The 15,460-nt window shown below is 65.0% G+C and carries 19 protein-coding genes and 2 tRNA genes; 9 read left to right on the top strand and 12 right to left on the bottom strand.

Annotation, left to right across the window (positions count from 1 at the left end):
* Window positions 1-38 precede the first annotated feature (38 nt).
* On the bottom strand, window positions 39-1,223 hold the full coding sequence (locus tag QYR03_RS10125) for an Ig-like domain-containing protein (RefSeq protein WP_259851831.1): 1,185 nt from the start codon (window positions 1,221-1,223) through the stop codon (window positions 39-41).
* 276 nt (window positions 1,224-1,499) lie between these two features.
* On the opposite strand from QYR03_RS10125, the gene QYR03_RS10120 reads away from it, so the two are divergent.
* The 3 genes from QYR03_RS10120 to QYR03_RS10110 all read left to right on the top strand — a co-directional run bounded on the left by QYR03_RS10120 (window position 1,500) and on the right by QYR03_RS10110 (window position 2,876).
* Window positions 1,500-1,572 (top strand) — tRNA-Lys (locus QYR03_RS10120).
* 97 nt (window positions 1,573-1,669) lie between these two features.
* Window positions 1,670-2,242 (top strand): TIGR00730 family Rossman fold protein, encoded by a 573-nt coding sequence (locus tag QYR03_RS10115; protein ID WP_259851832.1) that lies wholly within the window; start codon window positions 1,670-1,672, stop codon window positions 2,240-2,242.
* Between the two features lie 22 nt (window positions 2,243-2,264).
* Window positions 2,265-2,876: an isochorismatase family protein gene (locus QYR03_RS10110; RefSeq protein ID WP_259851833.1), complete on the top strand. Its 612-nt coding sequence runs from the start codon at window positions 2,265-2,267 to the stop codon at window positions 2,874-2,876.
* Window positions 2,877-2,930: 54 nt separating this feature from the next.
* Here QYR03_RS10110 and QYR03_RS10105 read toward each other — a convergent pair whose 3' ends face one another.
* Window positions 2,931-3,206 carry a DUF3618 domain-containing protein gene (locus tag QYR03_RS10105; protein ID WP_259851834.1) on the bottom strand — a complete coding sequence of 92 codons (276 nt, stop codon included), beginning with the start codon at window positions 3,204-3,206 and terminating at the stop codon, window positions 2,931-2,933.
* Window positions 3,207-3,291: 85 nt separating this feature from the next.
* Between QYR03_RS10105 and bcp the strand changes: the two genes are divergently transcribed.
* The 4 genes from bcp (at window position 3,292) to QYR03_RS10085 (ending at window position 4,866) form a co-directional block, all read left to right on the top strand.
* Window positions 3,292-3,765 (top strand): thioredoxin-dependent thiol peroxidase, encoded by a 474-nt coding sequence (gene bcp, locus QYR03_RS10100; protein ID WP_259851835.1) that lies wholly within the window; start codon window positions 3,292-3,294, stop codon window positions 3,763-3,765.
* An 83-nt stretch (window positions 3,766-3,848) separates the two neighbouring features.
* Window positions 3,849-3,930 (top strand) — tRNA-Leu (locus tag QYR03_RS10095).
* 47 nt (window positions 3,931-3,977) lie between these two features.
* A complete protein-coding gene (locus QYR03_RS10090) occupies window positions 3,978-4,466 on the top strand; it encodes a hypothetical protein (protein ID WP_311197633.1) in 489 nt (162 codons plus the stop codon).
* A gap of 10 nt (window positions 4,467-4,476) precedes the next feature.
* Entirely contained in the window at window positions 4,477-4,866 is a 390-nt protein-coding gene (locus QYR03_RS10085; RefSeq protein ID WP_259851836.1) for a DUF3817 domain-containing protein, read from the top strand.
* 155 nt (window positions 4,867-5,021) lie between these two features.
* Here the strand turns inward: QYR03_RS10085 and QYR03_RS10080 are convergent, their stop codons facing one another.
* The 10 genes from QYR03_RS10080 to clpS all read right to left on the bottom strand — a co-directional run bounded on the left by QYR03_RS10080 (window position 5,022) and on the right by clpS (window position 12,012).
* Window positions 5,022-5,384: a hypothetical protein gene (locus QYR03_RS10080; RefSeq protein ID WP_259851837.1), complete on the bottom strand. Its 363-nt coding sequence runs from the start codon at window positions 5,382-5,384 to the stop codon at window positions 5,022-5,024.
* 100 nt (window positions 5,385-5,484) lie between these two features.
* Complete coding sequence (gene rdgB / locus QYR03_RS10075) at window positions 5,485-6,099, bottom strand: RdgB/HAM1 family non-canonical purine NTP pyrophosphatase (protein ID WP_259851867.1); 615 nt, start codon at window positions 6,097-6,099, stop codon at window positions 5,485-5,487.
* A gap of 14 nt (window positions 6,100-6,113) precedes the next feature.
* Window positions 6,114-6,860 carry a ribonuclease PH gene (gene rph / locus QYR03_RS10070; protein WP_259851838.1) on the bottom strand — a complete coding sequence of 249 codons (747 nt, stop codon included), beginning with the start codon at window positions 6,858-6,860 and terminating at the stop codon, window positions 6,114-6,116.
* Between the two features lie 26 nt (window positions 6,861-6,886).
* On the bottom strand, window positions 6,887-7,660 hold the full coding sequence (locus tag QYR03_RS10065) for an MBL fold metallo-hydrolase (RefSeq protein WP_259851839.1): 774 nt from the start codon (window positions 7,658-7,660) through the stop codon (window positions 6,887-6,889).
* 84 nt (window positions 7,661-7,744) lie between these two features.
* Window positions 7,745-8,560 (bottom strand): glutamate racemase, encoded by an 816-nt coding sequence (gene murI / locus QYR03_RS10060; RefSeq protein WP_259851840.1) that lies wholly within the window; start codon window positions 8,558-8,560, stop codon window positions 7,745-7,747.
* A gap of 39 nt (window positions 8,561-8,599) precedes the next feature.
* The gene (locus QYR03_RS10055) at window positions 8,600-9,106 is read right to left on the bottom strand and encodes a MarR family winged helix-turn-helix transcriptional regulator (protein WP_259851841.1); all 507 of its coding nucleotides are present in this window, start codon (window positions 9,104-9,106) and stop codon (window positions 8,600-8,602) included.
* A 171-nt stretch (window positions 9,107-9,277) separates the two neighbouring features.
* Entirely contained in the window at window positions 9,278-9,919 is a 642-nt protein-coding gene (locus QYR03_RS10050; RefSeq protein WP_259851868.1) for a rhomboid family intramembrane serine protease, read from the bottom strand.
* Window positions 9,920-10,055: 136 nt separating this feature from the next.
* Window positions 10,056-11,105, bottom strand: coding sequence for a P1 family peptidase (locus tag QYR03_RS10045; protein WP_259851842.1), 1,050 nt, complete (start codon window positions 11,103-11,105; stop codon window positions 10,056-10,058).
* A 2-nt stretch (window positions 11,106-11,107) separates the two neighbouring features.
* Window positions 11,108-11,647, bottom strand: a complete 540-nt coding sequence (locus tag QYR03_RS10040; protein ID WP_259851843.1) for a DUF2017 domain-containing protein — start codon at window positions 11,645-11,647, stop codon at window positions 11,108-11,110.
* A gap of 38 nt (window positions 11,648-11,685) precedes the next feature.
* Window positions 11,686-12,012 (bottom strand): ATP-dependent Clp protease adapter ClpS, encoded by a 327-nt coding sequence (gene clpS, locus QYR03_RS10035; RefSeq protein ID WP_259851844.1) that lies wholly within the window; start codon window positions 12,010-12,012, stop codon window positions 11,686-11,688.
* 107 nt (window positions 12,013-12,119) lie between these two features.
* Here clpS and QYR03_RS10030 point away from each other — a divergent pair, with 107 nt between their 5' ends.
* On the top strand, window positions 12,120-13,466 hold the full coding sequence (locus QYR03_RS10030; RefSeq protein WP_259851845.1) for a nicotinate phosphoribosyltransferase: 1,347 nt from the start codon (window positions 12,120-12,122) through the stop codon (window positions 13,464-13,466).
* Window positions 13,463-15,460 (top strand): ATP-dependent DNA helicase, encoded by a 1,998-nt coding sequence (locus QYR03_RS10025; RefSeq protein WP_301713436.1) that lies wholly within the window; start codon window positions 13,463-13,465, stop codon window positions 15,458-15,460. The genes QYR03_RS10030 and QYR03_RS10025 overlap by 4 nt, the downstream gene beginning before the upstream one ends.

The following is a 15,460-nucleotide window of genomic DNA, read 5'->3' as shown; positions in this document are numbered from 1 at the left end:
ACCGTGCAGGGTGTACTCGTTGCTGTGGCCACTCGGACTTACCCGTCGACGTTGCCGGCCTTGAGGGTCTCCCAGTCGAGGTTCCAGTAGCCGAGGCCGTCCAAGCCCGACAGGGTTTCGCCAGAGGTGTTGACCACCTCGACCGGGTCGCCCTGCTTGACGTAGTTCATGAACCACTGCGCGTCATCCGGCGTGGCGTTAATGCAGCCGTGGGACTGGTTGTAGCTGCCCAGGGCGCCGATCGCCCACGGCGCAGAGTGGACGTAAATGCCCGACCAAGACATCTGGGTCGCGTAGTTGACCTGGGTGCGGTAGCCTCCGGCATCCAGCGACAAGCCGAACGTGGTGGAGTCCATCGTCATGGACTCGTTCTTGTCGCCGACGACATACATGCCGTTCGGCGTGGCGAACTGGCCGTCGCGGCCGAGGGAGACCGGGAAGGACTTGACTTCTTCGTCGTTGCGGTAGACGGTCAGCGTCTTCGTGTTGTCGTCCACCACAGTCTTGACGTAGTCGCCGATAGTGAAGGTGGAGGACGAGTCCTCCGCGCCATACACTCCGTCCCCGAGATCCTTGCCGTAAATATCCGCGGTGACCTTCACCTCGGTGCCCGGCTCCCAGAATTCCTTCGGGCGCCACACCAGGTGGTTCGGGTCGATCCAATAGAAGGCGCCCTCAGTCTCGTTGGACGTTTCGATGGTGATCGCGTCCTGCGCGGCCTGGCGGTCGGGCGGAGTGCCGTCGAAGTAGAAGTTCACCGCGTTGGCAACACCGACCTCGGAGCCGTCCAGCGGGCCGATGTAGGCGCTGATCTGGCTGTTCGGGGTGACAGTGGTGAATACGGACTTAGATGTCTCGCCGTGCACTGTGGCAGCCTCAACGGTGTACTCGCGGCCGTAGCCGAGCGGCTCGACCGTGGTCCACTCAGTCTTCTCCGCGTTGAACTCGGCCTTGACTTCCTTGCCTTCCTCGTTCGTCATGGTGACCGACTCGAGGCCGTCCGGGGAGCTCACCTTCACAGTCTCGCCCGGCTCAACGTCCTCCGCACCGTCCTCGACGGAGATCACGGCAGGATCATGCACCTCCGGCTCGGCAGTCTCCGACGACTCCGCAGCCGTGCCTTCGCGGTCGATGGTGCACGCCGCCAAGGCACCACCCGCCAGCATCACGACCGTTCCCGCCGCAATGATCCGGCGCACCCACGACACCGATTTATCAGTCATCCGCAACCACGCAACCCTTTTGAGAATCCGCTAAAGAAAGAACTGTACGTCCCCAACGCAATGTGTACTCACCATATAGGTCGCAGCCACCCATAATCCAGTTACACGCGCGAAGACTCGGCGACGAAACTCGCCCCCGGAACTACCCCTGCAACGCTGACGCCGCACGAGCTATTCCATTACGTTACAACCTACCCCGAACCATGCCTGTGACCAGCCGATTTCACCCATTAGAAACAAGCTGCTATATTTTCTTCTCGTTGCCATCACGGGCAAGCGCCATTAGCTCAATTGGCAGAGCAACTGACTCTTAATCAGTGGGTTCGGGGTTCGATTCCCTGATGGCGCACAAGACAACCAAACAATCGGGCCGAAGATAGTTCAAGGATTATCTTTGGCCCGGTTTTTTCTTGCTCGCACCACCTCAACGGCTACATTAGGTGGACGTGAATACCGAGATCGCTGCAGTCACCGTGTTCGCCGGCGCGCGCGAAGGAGTCGACGAGGCCATGACCACGGCCGCATATAATTTCGGTTCCTCCCTGGCGCGCCATGGTATCGCGCTTGTTTACGGTGGTGGCCGGCTGGGCATGATGGGCGCTGTCGCCCAGGGCGCCATCGATGGCGGAGGCGAGACGATCGGCATCATGCCGGAGCACCTCTCGCAGCACGAGATCGCGCACACAGGGCTCACCGAGCTAGTCATCGTGGACACTCTCGCCGAGCGCAAGCGCATCATGAGCCAAAAATGCGGAGCGTTCGTCGCGCTTCCCGGAGGTGCGGGCACGCTCGACGAACTTTTCGACGAATGGACCAACCAGCAACTCGGCCTCCACACCAAACCGATCGGGCTGCTGGGCGCGAATTTCTGGGAACCGCTGACGGCGATGATCGACCACATGGTCGCCGCCGGCTTCATCCGCCAGGCCGACAGGGACAGTCTCATCGTCGCCGACGACCCGGACGAGCTCATCGACGCTCTTACGAAGTGGACTCCGCAACCGCCCCGCTGGGGATAGAAAACGCTGTACGCTGGGACTTATGGATACTGCAACCCCAGCTGACACCGCTGACACCACCAACGAGAACAGAGCTCTCGTCGTCGTCGACGTGCAAAACGATTTCTGCCCCGGCGGCGCGCTCGGCACCGCACGCGGCGATGAAGTCGCCTCCAAGATCGAGGCGCTCATCGCCGAGGGCGACAACCGCGGCTACGACTACAGTCACATCGTGGCTACGCAGGACTGGCACATCGACCCGGGCGCGCATTTCTCCGACGACCCCGATTTCGTGGACTCATGGCCAGTCCACTGCGTCGCGGAGTCTGAAGGAGCGGCGCTACGCGGCCCGATCGCGGATTTCCCTTTCGACGAGTTCTTCCGCAAGGGCGAATACGAGGCGGCGTACAGCGGGTTCGAGGGGGCGTCGATAAGCGAAAAAGCTCTTCTCGCGGATTGGCTGCGTGCGCAAGACATCAGCGCCATCGATGTCGTCGGAATCGCAACCGACCACTGCGTGCGCGCGACTGTGCTCGACGCGCTGAAGGAAGGCTTGAGCGTGCGCGTGCTGCGCGGTATGTGCTCGCCTGTCGACGACGCGCGTGGCGATGCCGCCCTCGAAGAAATGCGCGGCGCCGGCGCCGAACTCGCATAGAAAAACGCGCCGCGGCCCCGGTGTACGGAACGCGGCGCGTTCGATCGCAGCCCCTTAGCGCTGCGACAGCAGCCGCTGCAGCTCCTTGAGATCCTTCTTCTTCTTGCGCTTGTTGGCGAAGCTGATCGCAATCAGCGCGGCGATAGCGACACCGACGCCCGCGAGCACCTTCTGCACGGAGTCATCCTGCAGCTTCGAGGTGACCTGCTTCTTCGCGTCATTCGCCAAATTCTCCGGGCGGGTGCGGTCCGCGAGCTCGTCGATGGTGGCGGCGAGGTTGCCGCGGGTACGCTCGATGTCGCGCTGGATGTCGTGAATGTCTCGTGCCACTTTTTACTCCCAGATTAAACGTGAATGTAGCCTATAAAGCTTTTGTCTCGTTCCCACAGTACTTGATGTCGCTACAGTGGCGTGCATGACTGAAGCAACACGTTTGACCGAAGGCGACAAAGCCCCCGCATTCTCCCTGCCCAACGACAAAGGTGACACGGTCTCCCTGAATGACTACGCCGGCAAGCGCGTCATCGTGTACTTCTACCCCAGGGCCAACACCCCGGGGTGCACCACCGAGGCATGCGATTTCACCGAGAATCTTTCCGAATTCGAAGACGCCTCCGTCGCCGTGGTGGGCATCAGCCCCGACTCGCCGGAAAAGCTGGCCAAGTTCCGCGCCGACCACGACCTGACCATCGAGCTGCTCAGCGACGAGTCCAAAGAGGTCATGACCTCCTACGGCGCCTTCGGCGAGAAGAAGAACTACGGCAAGATCGTCCAGGGCGTCATCCGCTCCACCTTCCTCGTCGGCGCGGACGGCACCATCGAATCCGCGCAATACAACGTCAAGGCCACCGGCCACGTCGGTCGCCTGCTGCGCGACCTGGATCTCTAGCCCCCTCCCAACCGGTGGCCAAGGCCCCGGCAAGGGCTGTTTCTCTGCCCGGTGCGCAGGCTGTACACTGTGAAACGCTTCGAGCGCCCGTGGCGGAATTGGCAGACGCGCTGGATTTAGGTTCCAGTGCCGTAAGGCGTGTGAGTTCAAGTCTCACCGGGCGCACCGATCAAACTTTTGGCGGACAGAAGCTGCTTGATAGAATGCCCAGCGTGAGCAACCAAGCGGCAGACCCCGGACACGGGGACGCGCCCGGCACGACCGGCGTGGACGACACAGCCCCCAAGCGGGAGCGTATCAAGGTCCGCGCGTGGCATGTCGTGCTGCTCGTTGCAGTGGTGATCACTACCCTGCTGCTCGCCCGCTGGCAATGGATGCGCTTCCAATCCGGCACCGGCTCTCTCCAGAACCTGGGCTACGCCATGCAGTGGCCATTCTTCGGCGCTTTCGCCGTGTTCATCTACCGCGCCGGCATGCGCATGGAGAACGAGAAGATCGACGCGGAGAACTCCGGCGACAAAATGCAGGCCCTCTACGAGTCCGACAAGGCTGCGTTCGGTGATCCAGGCGCTATCACGGAGATCGACGAGGACTTCCTGCCCAGCCGCCCCACCATGGACGTCGACGAGTTCAATGCCCGGTTCGCCCCGCGGCGTGCCGGCGGCAGCTCCGAATCAGGCACCACCGACCACGAAAGATAGGTAGGACACCATGACTGAACAGCCCGCAAACACCGCTTCCGCGGCTTCCGCCGCCGACGCCTCCCCGCGTGTCCACCCGGAACGTCAGCGCCGCGTACGCACTGCCCTGCGCCTGTTCTCCGTTGCCGCGTGGGTCACCGGCATCATGCTGCTCCTGCTGTGCACCCGCATGATCATGGAGTACGGCTTCGACATGAACGTCGGAGCACTGAGCTGGGTCGGCACCATCCACGGCTGGATGTACGCCCTGTTCCTCCTGGCTACCCTAAACCTGGGCATGAAGGCGCGGTGGTCCACGAGCCAGTGGATCATCACCGCCATCGCCGGTGTCGTGCCGTTCCTCTCCTTCTTCGTCGAGGCGTGGCGCCGCAAGGAAGTCACCGAGGAATTCGATCTCTAAGGGGGGTGCGGCGAACCAGCCCCCCTATGCCGAGTCCCCTATGCGATGTTGATAGTCGGTTGACTGCGACCTGGGTTTATCTACATCGCATAGGGGACATCGCATAGTGCGCTCAGCCGATAACACCGGCTACCGCTACGAGCGGCCCAGCTGAGCTACTTGGAGGAGCGGGTGAGGACGAGAATGTCCTTGGCGTCGCCGCCCTTCGGGGTCAGGGTGAGGGACTCGTCGGTCTGCTCCATGTCGTATTTGAGGTCGCGGCCGGTGTCGACATCGGCAAGCTTGATGCTGTCGCCGCTTTCCTCGCAACGTGCGGTCTTGGTCTCGTTGGTCGCCTCGTCGGTGACGGACCACTTGCAGTCGCCGCCGTCGATCTCCAGGGTCACCTTGCCGGCGGCCGCGCCCGTGCTGGCGTCCTGGCCGGTGCCTTCCCAGGTGCCGTCGAGGGAGTTGCCGCAGGCGGTGAGCAGTCCCGCAGACATGACGACGGCGCTGGCGAGGACGAGTTTCTTCTGCATTATGGGGCTCCTTGAATGATTTATTCGCTTTTATATTTCGCCCCACCGACCCTACCTGTCCGCCGGTCGGCACGGCTGAGTGGCGGAGGACAGGCGGAGCCTACCGGGGTGTAGTGGTGAGTTCCGCGATGCGCGGGGCGAGCGCGCGGAGAGCCTTGCCGCGGTGGGAACGGGAGTTCTTCTCCTCCGGAGTGAGCTCCGCGGCGGAGCGGCCCGGCGCATCGGCGGGCGCGAAGAGCGGGTCGTAGCCGAAACCACCCTCCCCGCGGGGCTCGCGTAGGAGCGCGCCTTCCCAGCGCCCCTCGGCGGTGAATTCCCGGCCGTCCGGGGTGACCAGTGCGCAGCAGGAGACGAAGGCGGCGCCGCGGTGCTCCTCGTCGATATCGTTGGTCTGCGCCAGCAGCAGGTCATTGTTGGCCTGGTCGTCGCCGTGGCGGCCGCTCCACCTCGCGGAGAGGATGCCGGGCATGCCGTTGAGGGCATCCACGGCCAGCCCCGAGTCGTCGGCCACGCACGGCAGCCCCGTCCGCTTCGCCCCCTCGCGGGCCTTGATCAGGGCGTTCTCTGCGAACGTCAGTCCGTTTTCCACTGGTTCCTCGTAGGCCGGCACATCCTTGAGGGAAACGAGCTCGACACCGTCGACACCGAGCTCGGTGAGAACCGTCTCGAGCTCTTTCAGCTTCTTCGCGTTGCCGGAGGCGACGAGAACCTTCACGGGTGTGCCAGGCACTACCATCCCAGCACCGCCTTCTGCGCGGCGATGAGCTCGGAGCAGCCCTTCTCTGCGGAATCCAGCATCGCGTCGAGCTGCTCGCGGCCGAAAAGGCCGTGCTCGCCGGTGCCCTGCACCTCAACGAAGTTGCCGGATTCGTTCATGACCACATTCAGGTCGACCTCGGCACGCGAGTCTTCCTCGTAGGGCAGGTCAAGGCAGACGCGGCCGTCGACAATGCCGACGGAGACTGCGGCGACAGGCGGCAGCAGCGGCTCGCCGGGGACCAGGCCGCGCTCCTTCAGGTGCGCGATCGCATCAGCGAGCGCGACGTAGGCGCCGGTGATCGACGCAGTGCGGGTGCCGCCGTCGGCCTGCAGCACATCGCAGTCGAGCTGAATGGTGTTCTCCCCCAGCTGCGAGAGATCCACCGCGGCGCGCAGTGAACGGCCCACCAGGCGGGAAATCTCGTGGGTGCGGCCCTTGACCTTGCCCTTCATCGACTCGCGCGGCATGCGCTCGTGCGTCGCGGACGGAAGCATCGCGTACTCGGCGGTGAGCCAGCCTTCGCCCGAATCCTTCTTGAAACGGGGCACACCCTCCTCCGCGCTGGCGGTGCACATGACGCGGGTGTTGCCGAATTCGACGAGCACGCTGCCCGCCGGGTTGGATGTGAATCCGCGGGTGATGCGCACGGGGCGCATTTCGTCGAGGGCGCGGCCGTCCGCGCGAGCAAAATCTTCAGGGGTATTCGCTTCAGTCATGGGACCGAGCCTACAGACCCCGGCCCCTAGACCTCGTAGACGTCCTTCGCGTTGCCGACGATGATCTCGCCGTCGAATTCCTCCGCGGCGGCGCGGCGGGTGGCTTCCTTGTCGGTCCACGGCTGAATATGAACCAGCACCAGCTTCTTCACCCCGGCCTCACGGGCGATGCGGCCCGCATCCCGGCCCGACATGTGCATTCCCTCCGGGGTGTCTTCACGGGCGTCCGGGCCCCACGCCGCCTCGCAGAGGAAGAGGTCGGCGTTACGCGCGGCGTCGATAAGCGTGGGCGTGTACGCGGAATCGCCGGAGAAAGCGATGACCTTGCCCGATGCTGTGTGCTCGATGCGCAGCGCTTTCGACTCGACCGCCGGGTGCACGACCGGGAAGGAGGTGACCGTCACCGGACCGATCTCCATCGGCTGGTCGTTCCACGCGCGGACGTCGAACGTGTCCGAAATATCGTCGATATCGTCCGGGCCGTCCGAGCCCAAGCGGCCGAGGTGCTCCGGCGCATAAGAGGGACCGGCCAGAATGTGGCGGCGGCGCGCCGGCTGCGTCGGGTGGAAACGGCGCCAGATGATCAACGACGCCGTGTCAGAACAGTGGTCGGCGTGCAGGTGACTGAACACCAGATGCGCATCTGACGGGTCCGCAACCTCCTGCAGAGCGGCCAAGGCGCCCGGGCCGAAGTCCATCAGAATGCCGGGCTGCCCTTCTTCGGCGTTGACCAGATAGGACGTGCCGGGATTGCCGGGGGCCGACAGGGACCCCGTGCAGCCGAGAACTGTCAGTTTCATGGCCTTACTGTGCCACGAACCATGGTGAAAATCTAAGCAAAAGTGAGGATTTCTATGGCGTGTCGTGCGGGTGCCGTGCGCCACTCAATCCGTCTCGTGCGCGACGGCGGACACCTGGGGCCCCAAGAAACGCGCGGCGAGACGCTCGAATGTCTCCGGGTCGCCGGTGGTCTCGAATGTGCGCGTCGGCGTATGGTCCGGGTCGGCGAACATGTCATTTTCCGTGAGCACGCGCAGCACATCCTTCGCGGTCTCCTCCGCGGACGACACGAGCGTGACGTCATCGCCTATCGCCAGCTGGATCACGCCGGACAACAGCGGGTAGTGGGTACAGCCGAGCACGAGCGTATCGACGCCCGCAGCCTGCAGCGGCTCCAGATAGCCCTGCGCCACCCCGAGGATCTGGCGCCCCGAGGTAATTCCCCTTTCGACGAACTCGACGAACGCCGGGCAGGCCGCCGCCGTGACCTCGATGCCCGGCGCGATGGAGAACAGGTCCTGGTACGCGTGCGAGCGGATTGTGGCCTGGGTGCCGATCACACCGACGCGGCCGTTGCGGGTCGTCGCGATCGCGCGGCGCACAGCCGGCTGGATCACCTCGATAACCGGGACATCATAGCGTTCGCGTGCGTCGTGCAGGAATGCGGCCGAGGCGGTGTTGCAGGCGATGACGATCATCTTGCAGCCGCGCTCAACCAGTTCATCCGCGATCGCTGTGGCATGCTCGCGGACTTGGGTGATCGGCTTCGGGCCGTACGGGCCGTTGGCGCTATCGCCGATATACAGAATGGACTCGTTGCCCAGCTGGTCCATCACCGCACGCGCCACCGTGAGGCCGCCGAAGCCCGAATCGAAGATGCCGATAGGCGCGTTGTTGTACTCGCTGCTGAACTCAACCACGGTGACGGATTCTACCGGGCGGGCCGGCCACGCCCCGGCTTAGGCGGCGCCCGTCGACGTCAGACCGGCGGTTTCGCGCGGCGCGGCAGGCTCACCCGACAGCGCAGAATTGATGCGCGCCAACGCGGCCGAAAAGACCTCCAGCTCACTGTCAGTGAGGTTGTCGAAGAAGATCCGCCGGAGCTCGGAGATGTAGCCCGGACGGCCCGCGGACACGGCGCGCTGCCCCGCCGGGGTGAGTGCCGCGAAAGTGGCACGGCCGTCGTTCGGGTCCGGGATACGGGCAACGAAGCCTTTCTTCTCCAGACGCGTGATCACCCGGGACAGGTGCGACAGCGACATCGACGTCGCCTCGGACAGGTCCGTCATCCGGCGGGAGGCATTCGGGTTCTCGCTGATCTTCAGCATCGCCTGAAACTCGAAGTACGTGACGTTGGCGTCCCGCTTCAGGCGGGCGTCGAGGTTGCTCGGCAGCTGCATGTGGCACGCCCACATGCGCGCCCAGGCGTCCGCTTCGTGGACGGAGAGGGAGTCCATGTTTTCCATGGAACTTATCTTAATCTAAGGTTTAAGAATTCACTAACACTACACGTGAAGGAATTTAGAAATACCTGGTCAGGGTCAACTACGCCCATTCGGTTTGCATGGCTGCAATTAAGGAACGGCTTAGGTTTCCCGTCAAGTGATAAAGCCGGCGCTATATGAACGCTCCCGGGGTCAATGCGGGAAGCCCCGCGTCCCGGGGCCGGCCTGCGGCGCTTGGGCGGCTTGAGTTTTCTGCGCGCGCTTCGCCTGCTTGCGCGCGCGGAGCGCCGGCGGATCGTCGGAAGTAATCACGGTGCCGGCCGCAACGCCGCCGATCGCGCCGAAGAGGTGCGCCTGCCAACTGATGCCTTCGTCCAGGGGAAGCACTCCCCAGACCAGACCGGAGTAGATCACGCCCAGCACCACACCGATCGCGATCTGCGCGGCGGAGCGGTTGAAGATGCCGCGGACGAGCAGGTACGCCAACCAGCCGTACACCAGCATCGACGCGCCCACGTGGTTCGTTCCCGGCCCACCGAGCAACCACGTGCCCAGCCCACCGATGCACACCACGAACGCGGTGACCTCCCAGAACACCCTGTGCCCGGAACAGCCGATCAGGAACGCGAAGACTGCGCCCGGCACGGTGTTGGAGATCAAGTGCTCGAAATTCTCGTGCAGGATCGGCGACGTAAAGATGTACGGCAGCGACGAAGGCTCCAACGGGTGGATGCCGTAGTAGACGAGGTTGCCGCCGAAAAGGATGAGACTGATCAGGTGCACGGCCCAGATAACCACCACATAGCCGATGGCGTAGGTAAGGCCGAGTTTCATCTGCAGCCGTCGTGAAGCCGGCGGACCGGACCTCGGCCTAAGCGCCGGGCCGGGCTGGCCGTAGGCACCCGCACCGGGGTTCGGGCTGGCGTACGGATTCGGGGAATAAGGATTGTGGCTCATGGTGCGCTTCAGCTTAATGCGCTGCTGCGGCGATGTCGCTCCACGCCGCCACCCCATGACCGGGGGAAGCCGCGGCAACGGCCTCCACGACTGCGGCTTCGACGCAGCGCGCGGCGGCGTCGCACAGCGCGTAGTAGAGATCCGGATCCCCATCGGCGGGACTGGCGGCACCGTACTCGTCCGCGGCCGCGGTGGAGACGGCGAAGAGGGTGTCGCCGTCCAACGGCGAATGCGCTGGGTGCACGGCGCGCGCGATACCGTCATGGCCGGTCATGGCGAGCCGCTCGAGCTGCGCTTGCGGCAGCGGGCAGTCGGTGGCGATCACGCCGATCGTCGTGTTGAGCTTCGGCTTCGGGCGTTCGAGGGAAGCGAATTCCTGCAGATCCACCGGCGGGCGCGACGGGTCGCCGAAGAAACGGCCCGTCCCGGGGTCGATGACGCTGCCGATGGGGTTCGCCACCACGAGCGCGGCGACGGTGTACTCCGCCCCCGTCCCATGCGTCGACTCGGAGCTGCCTTGCCCGGCCACCGCCATTTGCGCGGTGCCCACTCCCCCACGCAGCACGCCCGCTGTCGCGCCACAGCCGGCCCCGACGCTGCCTGTCTCTGCTTGGGAGCTGTCGCCATCCAGCGCGACCGCGACCGCGGCGGCACCGTCGCCGGCACTCGGCCGGTGATCCGGGTCGCCGATGATCAGGTCGAAAATGACCGCGGCGGGAACGATGGGCACGCGCGGACCAGGAACATCGTCGCCGAAGACTGCGAAACCCAGGCCCCGCGACTCGAGCTCGCGCATGGCTCCGTCCGCCGCAGCCAAGCCGAAAGCGGAGCCGCCGGATAGCACCACTGCGTTGACGCGTTGGACTGTGTTGTGCGGGTCCAGGAGATCGGTCTCCCTGGTTCCGGGACCGCCGCCGCGCACATCAACCGCGCCAACCATGCCGGCAGGATCAGTGGACACCAGCGCCGTGACACCCGTGTCACCCAGCGAGACGTGGCCCACACGCAGACCGGGAATGTCGAAGACCGCCGGTACCGGACGCGGCGCTGCACTGTCTGCCACAGCTACTCCCCCGTCATGGCCTGCAGCAGCGAATCCTGGCAAAATGCCAGCCACTCGACGAGGTTGTCACGGTCCTGCTCCGCAGCCTCGCTGTTTGTTTCAGCTGACGCAACGTAGAGGCGCATGTCGTTGAGGGCGGCGACGACGCGGGGAGCGTCCTCTTCATCGATGGTGACTGCGACACCGCCGGTCGGGCCGAGAGCCTCGTTAATGACCTGCAGGTTCGTCAACTTAGCCTTGATGATGTCGTTCTCGTGCAGGCTGCGCAGCAGCGAGTTGTCGCCGTCGAACTCCTCGTCGCCTTCGCGCTCAAAATCGGGCAGGAGGCGAGCCAAGGAGGGATCTTGCGGTGCGTCGGTGTGGCCCGACGGCATGTCCATCATCGCGGCGAGCTCGTCCTTCGGGGCTGACTGGGCGCGCTTGATCAGAGCCTCGGACACAGTGGCGGTGAGGTCACCGATGACTTCGCGCTCCATCGGGTCGAACACTGTGCTGAATCGCGGGACCCGCATGAGCCCCTTCTTCCGCCGCCACGGCTGCATCTACTCGCCTCTTCTTCGCTGTAGGAACTTAAGAACTTCTAGCCGGCCTGCTGCATCGTGGCCCACAGGCCAGCGGTGTGCAGCTTCTTCACGTCGCCTTCAACCTTGTCCTTCTCGCCGGAGGAGACGACGGCCTTGCCCTCGGTGTGGACCTGCATCATGAGCTCCTGCGCGCGTTTACGCCCGTAGCCCAGCACGGTCTGGAAGACGTAGGTGACGTAGCTCTGCAGGTTCACCGGGTCATCCCACACAATGCACATCCAGGGCAGGTTCTCGGCGACATCGACATTGACGTCGATTTCCTCGTCGAGCTCGGGCGTAGCCATCGGGGAGCCCATCCGAATCTCGTGTGTGACACCAGTCATAGGCCCAAGGGTACTAGACTTCCGCGCCCCGGCGAGCGGGCGCCTCCCGCACCACCGCGTCGTTCTTGTGCGGGAACCTGATCCCTGCACCGACTAATGTTGTCCCTATGACTACGCCCGAGTCGGACACCAAGTCCAATGACCTTCAGTCTTCCACCGCGTTCTTGACTGACATGTACGAGCTGACAATGCTCGACGCGTCGATGAAGGACGGCACGTATTCCCGCGACTGCGTCTTCGAGGTCTTCGGCCGAAAGCTGCCGAACGAACGCCGTTACGGTGTCGTCGCCGGGACCGGCCGGCTGATTGAGGCCGTGCGCAAATTCCGCTTCACGGAGGAGCAGATCGCCACGGCGGACTTCCTCAGCGAGGAGACGAAGGATTTCCTGCGCAATTACCGCTTCAGCGGGCAGATCGACGGCTACCGGGAAGGCGAGCTCTACTTCCCCTACTCCCCGATCTTGACGGTGCGCGGAACATTCGCGGAGTGCTGCATTCTCGAGACGGTGATCCTGTCCATCCTGAATTCGGACTCGGCGATCGCCACGGCGGCGTCCCGCATGGTGACTGCCGCTGACGGCCGCCCGATCATGGAGATGGGGTCGCGCCGCACCAACGAGCAGTCGGCTGTGACGTCTGCGCGCGCCGCGTACATCGCGGGCTTCGACTCCACCTCCAACATGGAGGCCAGCCTGCGCTACGGCATTCCGGCGGCGGGCACTGCGGCTCACGCGTGGACTCTGCTGCACACCAACCCGGACGGCACGCCGAACGAGAAGGCAGCGTTCAAGGCGCAGATCGACTCGCTGGGGGTGGGCACCACTTTGCTGGTGGACACCTACGACATCACCCAGGGCGTGGCCAACGCCGTTGAGGTCGCGGGTCCGGAGCTCGGCGGCGTGCGTCTGGATTCGGGCGATCTGGGCATCATGTCCCGGCGCGTGCGCGCCCAGCTGGACAGTTTGGGTGCCTACAACACGAAGATCATCGTCTCCAGCGACCTCGATGAATTCGCCATCGCAGGGCTGCGCGGCGACCCTGTCGACGGCTTCGGCGTGGGCACCTCTGTGGTCACCGGTTCGGGCGCCCCGACGGCGGGCTTGGTGTACAAGCTCGTCGAGGTCGACGGCGTTCCCGTGGCCAAGCGTTCCTCCGGCAAGCGGATGAAGGGTGGCGCGAAGAGCGCGGTGCGCACCTACCGCAGCACCGGTGTCGCGGTGGACGAGATTGTTTACCCGCGGGCCAACCCGCCGGAGAATCCGACGTCGCTGGATTACCGCGAGCTGGTCATTCCGCTCATTCGCGACGGCGAGATCGTCGACGGCCTCGACGACCTGGAAGCCTCCCGCGAGCACCTGGCCAAGCAACGCGAGACCTTGCCGTGGGAGGGACTGTCGCTGTCACGCGATGAACCGGCCGTGCGCACCCGCCTCATCGGTTTCCCCGAAGAGTGACGGGCGCGGAAGACACGGACCGCCCGCTGTCCCTGACCACGGGGGAGCTTCTCGACGCCGCCGTGGATGCCCTCGGCGGTGCCCGCCGCCCCGGACAGGTGGCGATGGCGGAGGCGGTCACGCATTCGTTGGAGTCAGAGCGGCACCTCGCCGTCCAAGCCGGAACGGGCACCGGAAAATCCCTGGCCTACCTGGTCCCGGCAATCCGCCACGCGCAGGCGACGGACACAACAGTGATTGTCTCCACCGCAACGCTGGCACTGCAGCGCCAGCTCGTCGAGCGTGATCTGCCCCGGCTCGTGGAGGCGCTCGAGCCGAAGCTGCCGCGCACCCCGACCTTCGCGATCCAGAAGGGCCGTTCGAACTACCTCTGCCTGAACAAGCTCACCGTCGACCAGGACGCCCCGGAGGCCCTCATGGACACCGAGGAGATCTCCTGGCTCGGCCGCCACATCAAGCGCGTCCACGAGTGGTCCGCCGAGACAGAGACGGGCGACCGCGACGAGTTGGAGCCCGGCGTGCCCGACGCCGCCTGGCGCCAAGTCTCCGTCACCGCGAACGAGTGTCTCGGCGCCACACGCTGCCCGCACGGCGAGGAATGTTTCGCCGAGGCCGCGCGCCGCCGCACGCAGGACGTCGATGTCGTGGTCACCAACCACGCCCTGCTCGCCATCGACGCCATGTCGGACGCAAATATCCTCCCCGAGCACGACGTGGTCATCATCGACGAGGCCCACGAGCTCGACGGCCGCGTCACATCCGTGGCCACCAACGAGCTCTCCGCGCGCGCCCTCACGCTCGCCGCGCGTCGCGCCGGGAAGCTCAAGGCGAAGACCGAGCAGCAGAAGCTGGAGGAGCTTATCGACGACTTCTCCGCCGTCCTCGACCTGGAGGAGCCTGGGCGCTGGGAGACGATCTCGGAGCCCGCCCGCGGTTCGTTCGCGGCGGTGCGCGATGCGTTGTGGCGGACCCGGGAGGCCATCGCACGCGCCCCCGAGGGCGAAGCGGCGAATGATCCGGAGACCTTCGCAGAACGGGAGAACCTGAAGAACCACCTGACGGAGCTGCACGATTCACTGGTGCGCATTCTCGAGGTCTTCGACGAGGAAGACCCGGCGAAGCACATCGACGTCGTCTGGTTGACCCGCTCGGAACGCTACGGCGACTCCGTCGCTGTCGCTCCCCTGTCCGTCTCCGCGCTGCTGCGCGAACGGCTCTTCACCGAGCAGACCGTCGTGCTGGCATCGGCCACCCTGGCGGTAGGCGGCAATTTCCGCGCCATGGCCGCCAACTGGGGCCTGCCCGACTCGTCGTGGGACTCCCTCGATGCCGGCACTACTTTCGACCCACGGAAAAGCGGCATCCTCTACACCGCCAAGCACCTGCCCCCGCCCGGCCGCGACGGCCTGCACGAGGCCACCATCAACGAGATGGCCGAACTCATCACCGCCGCCGGCGGGAGGACACTGGGGCTGTTCTCGTCGAAACGCGCCGCCGTTGAAGCCGCGGACGCGCTGCGTTCACGCCTCCCCTTCGACATTCTCGTGCAAGGCGACGACTCCATCGGGGCGCTGGTCAAGGAATTCACCAACAACGAGAATTCCTGCCTCTTCGGCACCCTGACCTTGTGGCAGGGCGTGGATGTGCCGGGCAGTTCGCTGTCGCAGGTGATCATCGACCGCATCCCGTTCCCCCGCCCCGACGATCCCCTACTGCAGGCGCGCAGCAAAGCCGCGGACGCCGCGGGGCGCTCAGGGTTCATGGAGGTGTCCGCGACGCACGCCGCACTCCTGCTCGCGCAGGGCACGGGCCGGCTGCTGCGCAGCACCACGGACCGCGGCGTCGTCTCCGTGCTGGACAGCCGATTGGTGACGAAGCGCTACGGGCAATTCCTCCGCGCCTCCCTCCCCGATTTCTGGGAGACCACCGACCCGGAGGTCGTCCGCGGGGCGCTGCGCCGGCTGACGTCGCCGCAGCAGAAACAGAAAAAGTAG

It is taken from the genome of Corynebacterium sp. P4-C1 (genome assembly GCF_030503595.1).
Classification (GTDB): Bacteria; Actinomycetota; Actinomycetes; order Mycobacteriales; family Mycobacteriaceae; genus Corynebacterium.
Note: the sequence above shows the minus strand (reverse complement) of the source record. Positions and strands in the feature narration are given on the sequence as shown.

Coding starts and splice junctions, on each gene's coding strand:
- rph (WP_259851838.1), bottom strand. CDS start 6,860: ATGACTGAAGCGAATACCCCTGAAGATTTTGCTCGCGCGGACGGCCGC.
- QYR03_RS10055 (WP_259851841.1), bottom strand. CDS start 9,106: ATGGAAAACATGGACTCCCTCTCCGTCCACGAAGCGGACGCCTGGGCG.
- QYR03_RS10110 (WP_259851833.1), top strand. CDS start 2,265: ATGGATACTGCAACCCCAGCTGACACCGCTGACACCACCAACGAGAAC.
- clpS (WP_259851844.1), bottom strand. CDS start 12,012: ATGACTGGTGTCACACACGAGATTCGGATGGGCTCCCCGATGGCTACG.
- QYR03_RS10085 (WP_259851836.1), top strand. CDS start 4,477: ATGACTGAACAGCCCGCAAACACCGCTTCCGCGGCTTCCGCCGCCGAC.
- QYR03_RS10080 (WP_259851837.1), bottom strand. CDS start 5,384: ATGCAGAAGAAACTCGTCCTCGCCAGCGCCGTCGTCATGTCTGCGGGA.
- bcp (WP_259851835.1), top strand. CDS start 3,292: ATGACTGAAGCAACACGTTTGACCGAAGGCGACAAAGCCCCCGCATTC.
- QYR03_RS10030 (WP_259851845.1), top strand. CDS start 12,120: ATGACTACGCCCGAGTCGGACACCAAGTCCAATGACCTTCAGTCTTCC.
- QYR03_RS10065 (WP_259851839.1), bottom strand. CDS start 7,660: ATGAAACTGACAGTTCTCGGCTGCACGGGGTCCCTGTCGGCCCCCGGC.
- QYR03_RS10040 (WP_259851843.1), bottom strand. CDS start 11,647: ATGCAGCCGTGGCGGCGGAAGAAGGGGCTCATGCGGGTCCCGCGATTC.
- QYR03_RS10050 (WP_259851868.1), bottom strand. CDS start 9,919: ATGAAACTCGGCCTTACCTACGCCATCGGCTATGTGGTGGTTATCTGG.
- QYR03_RS10125 (WP_259851831.1), bottom strand. CDS start 1,223: ATGACTGATAAATCGGTGTCGTGGGTGCGCCGGATCATTGCGGCGGGA.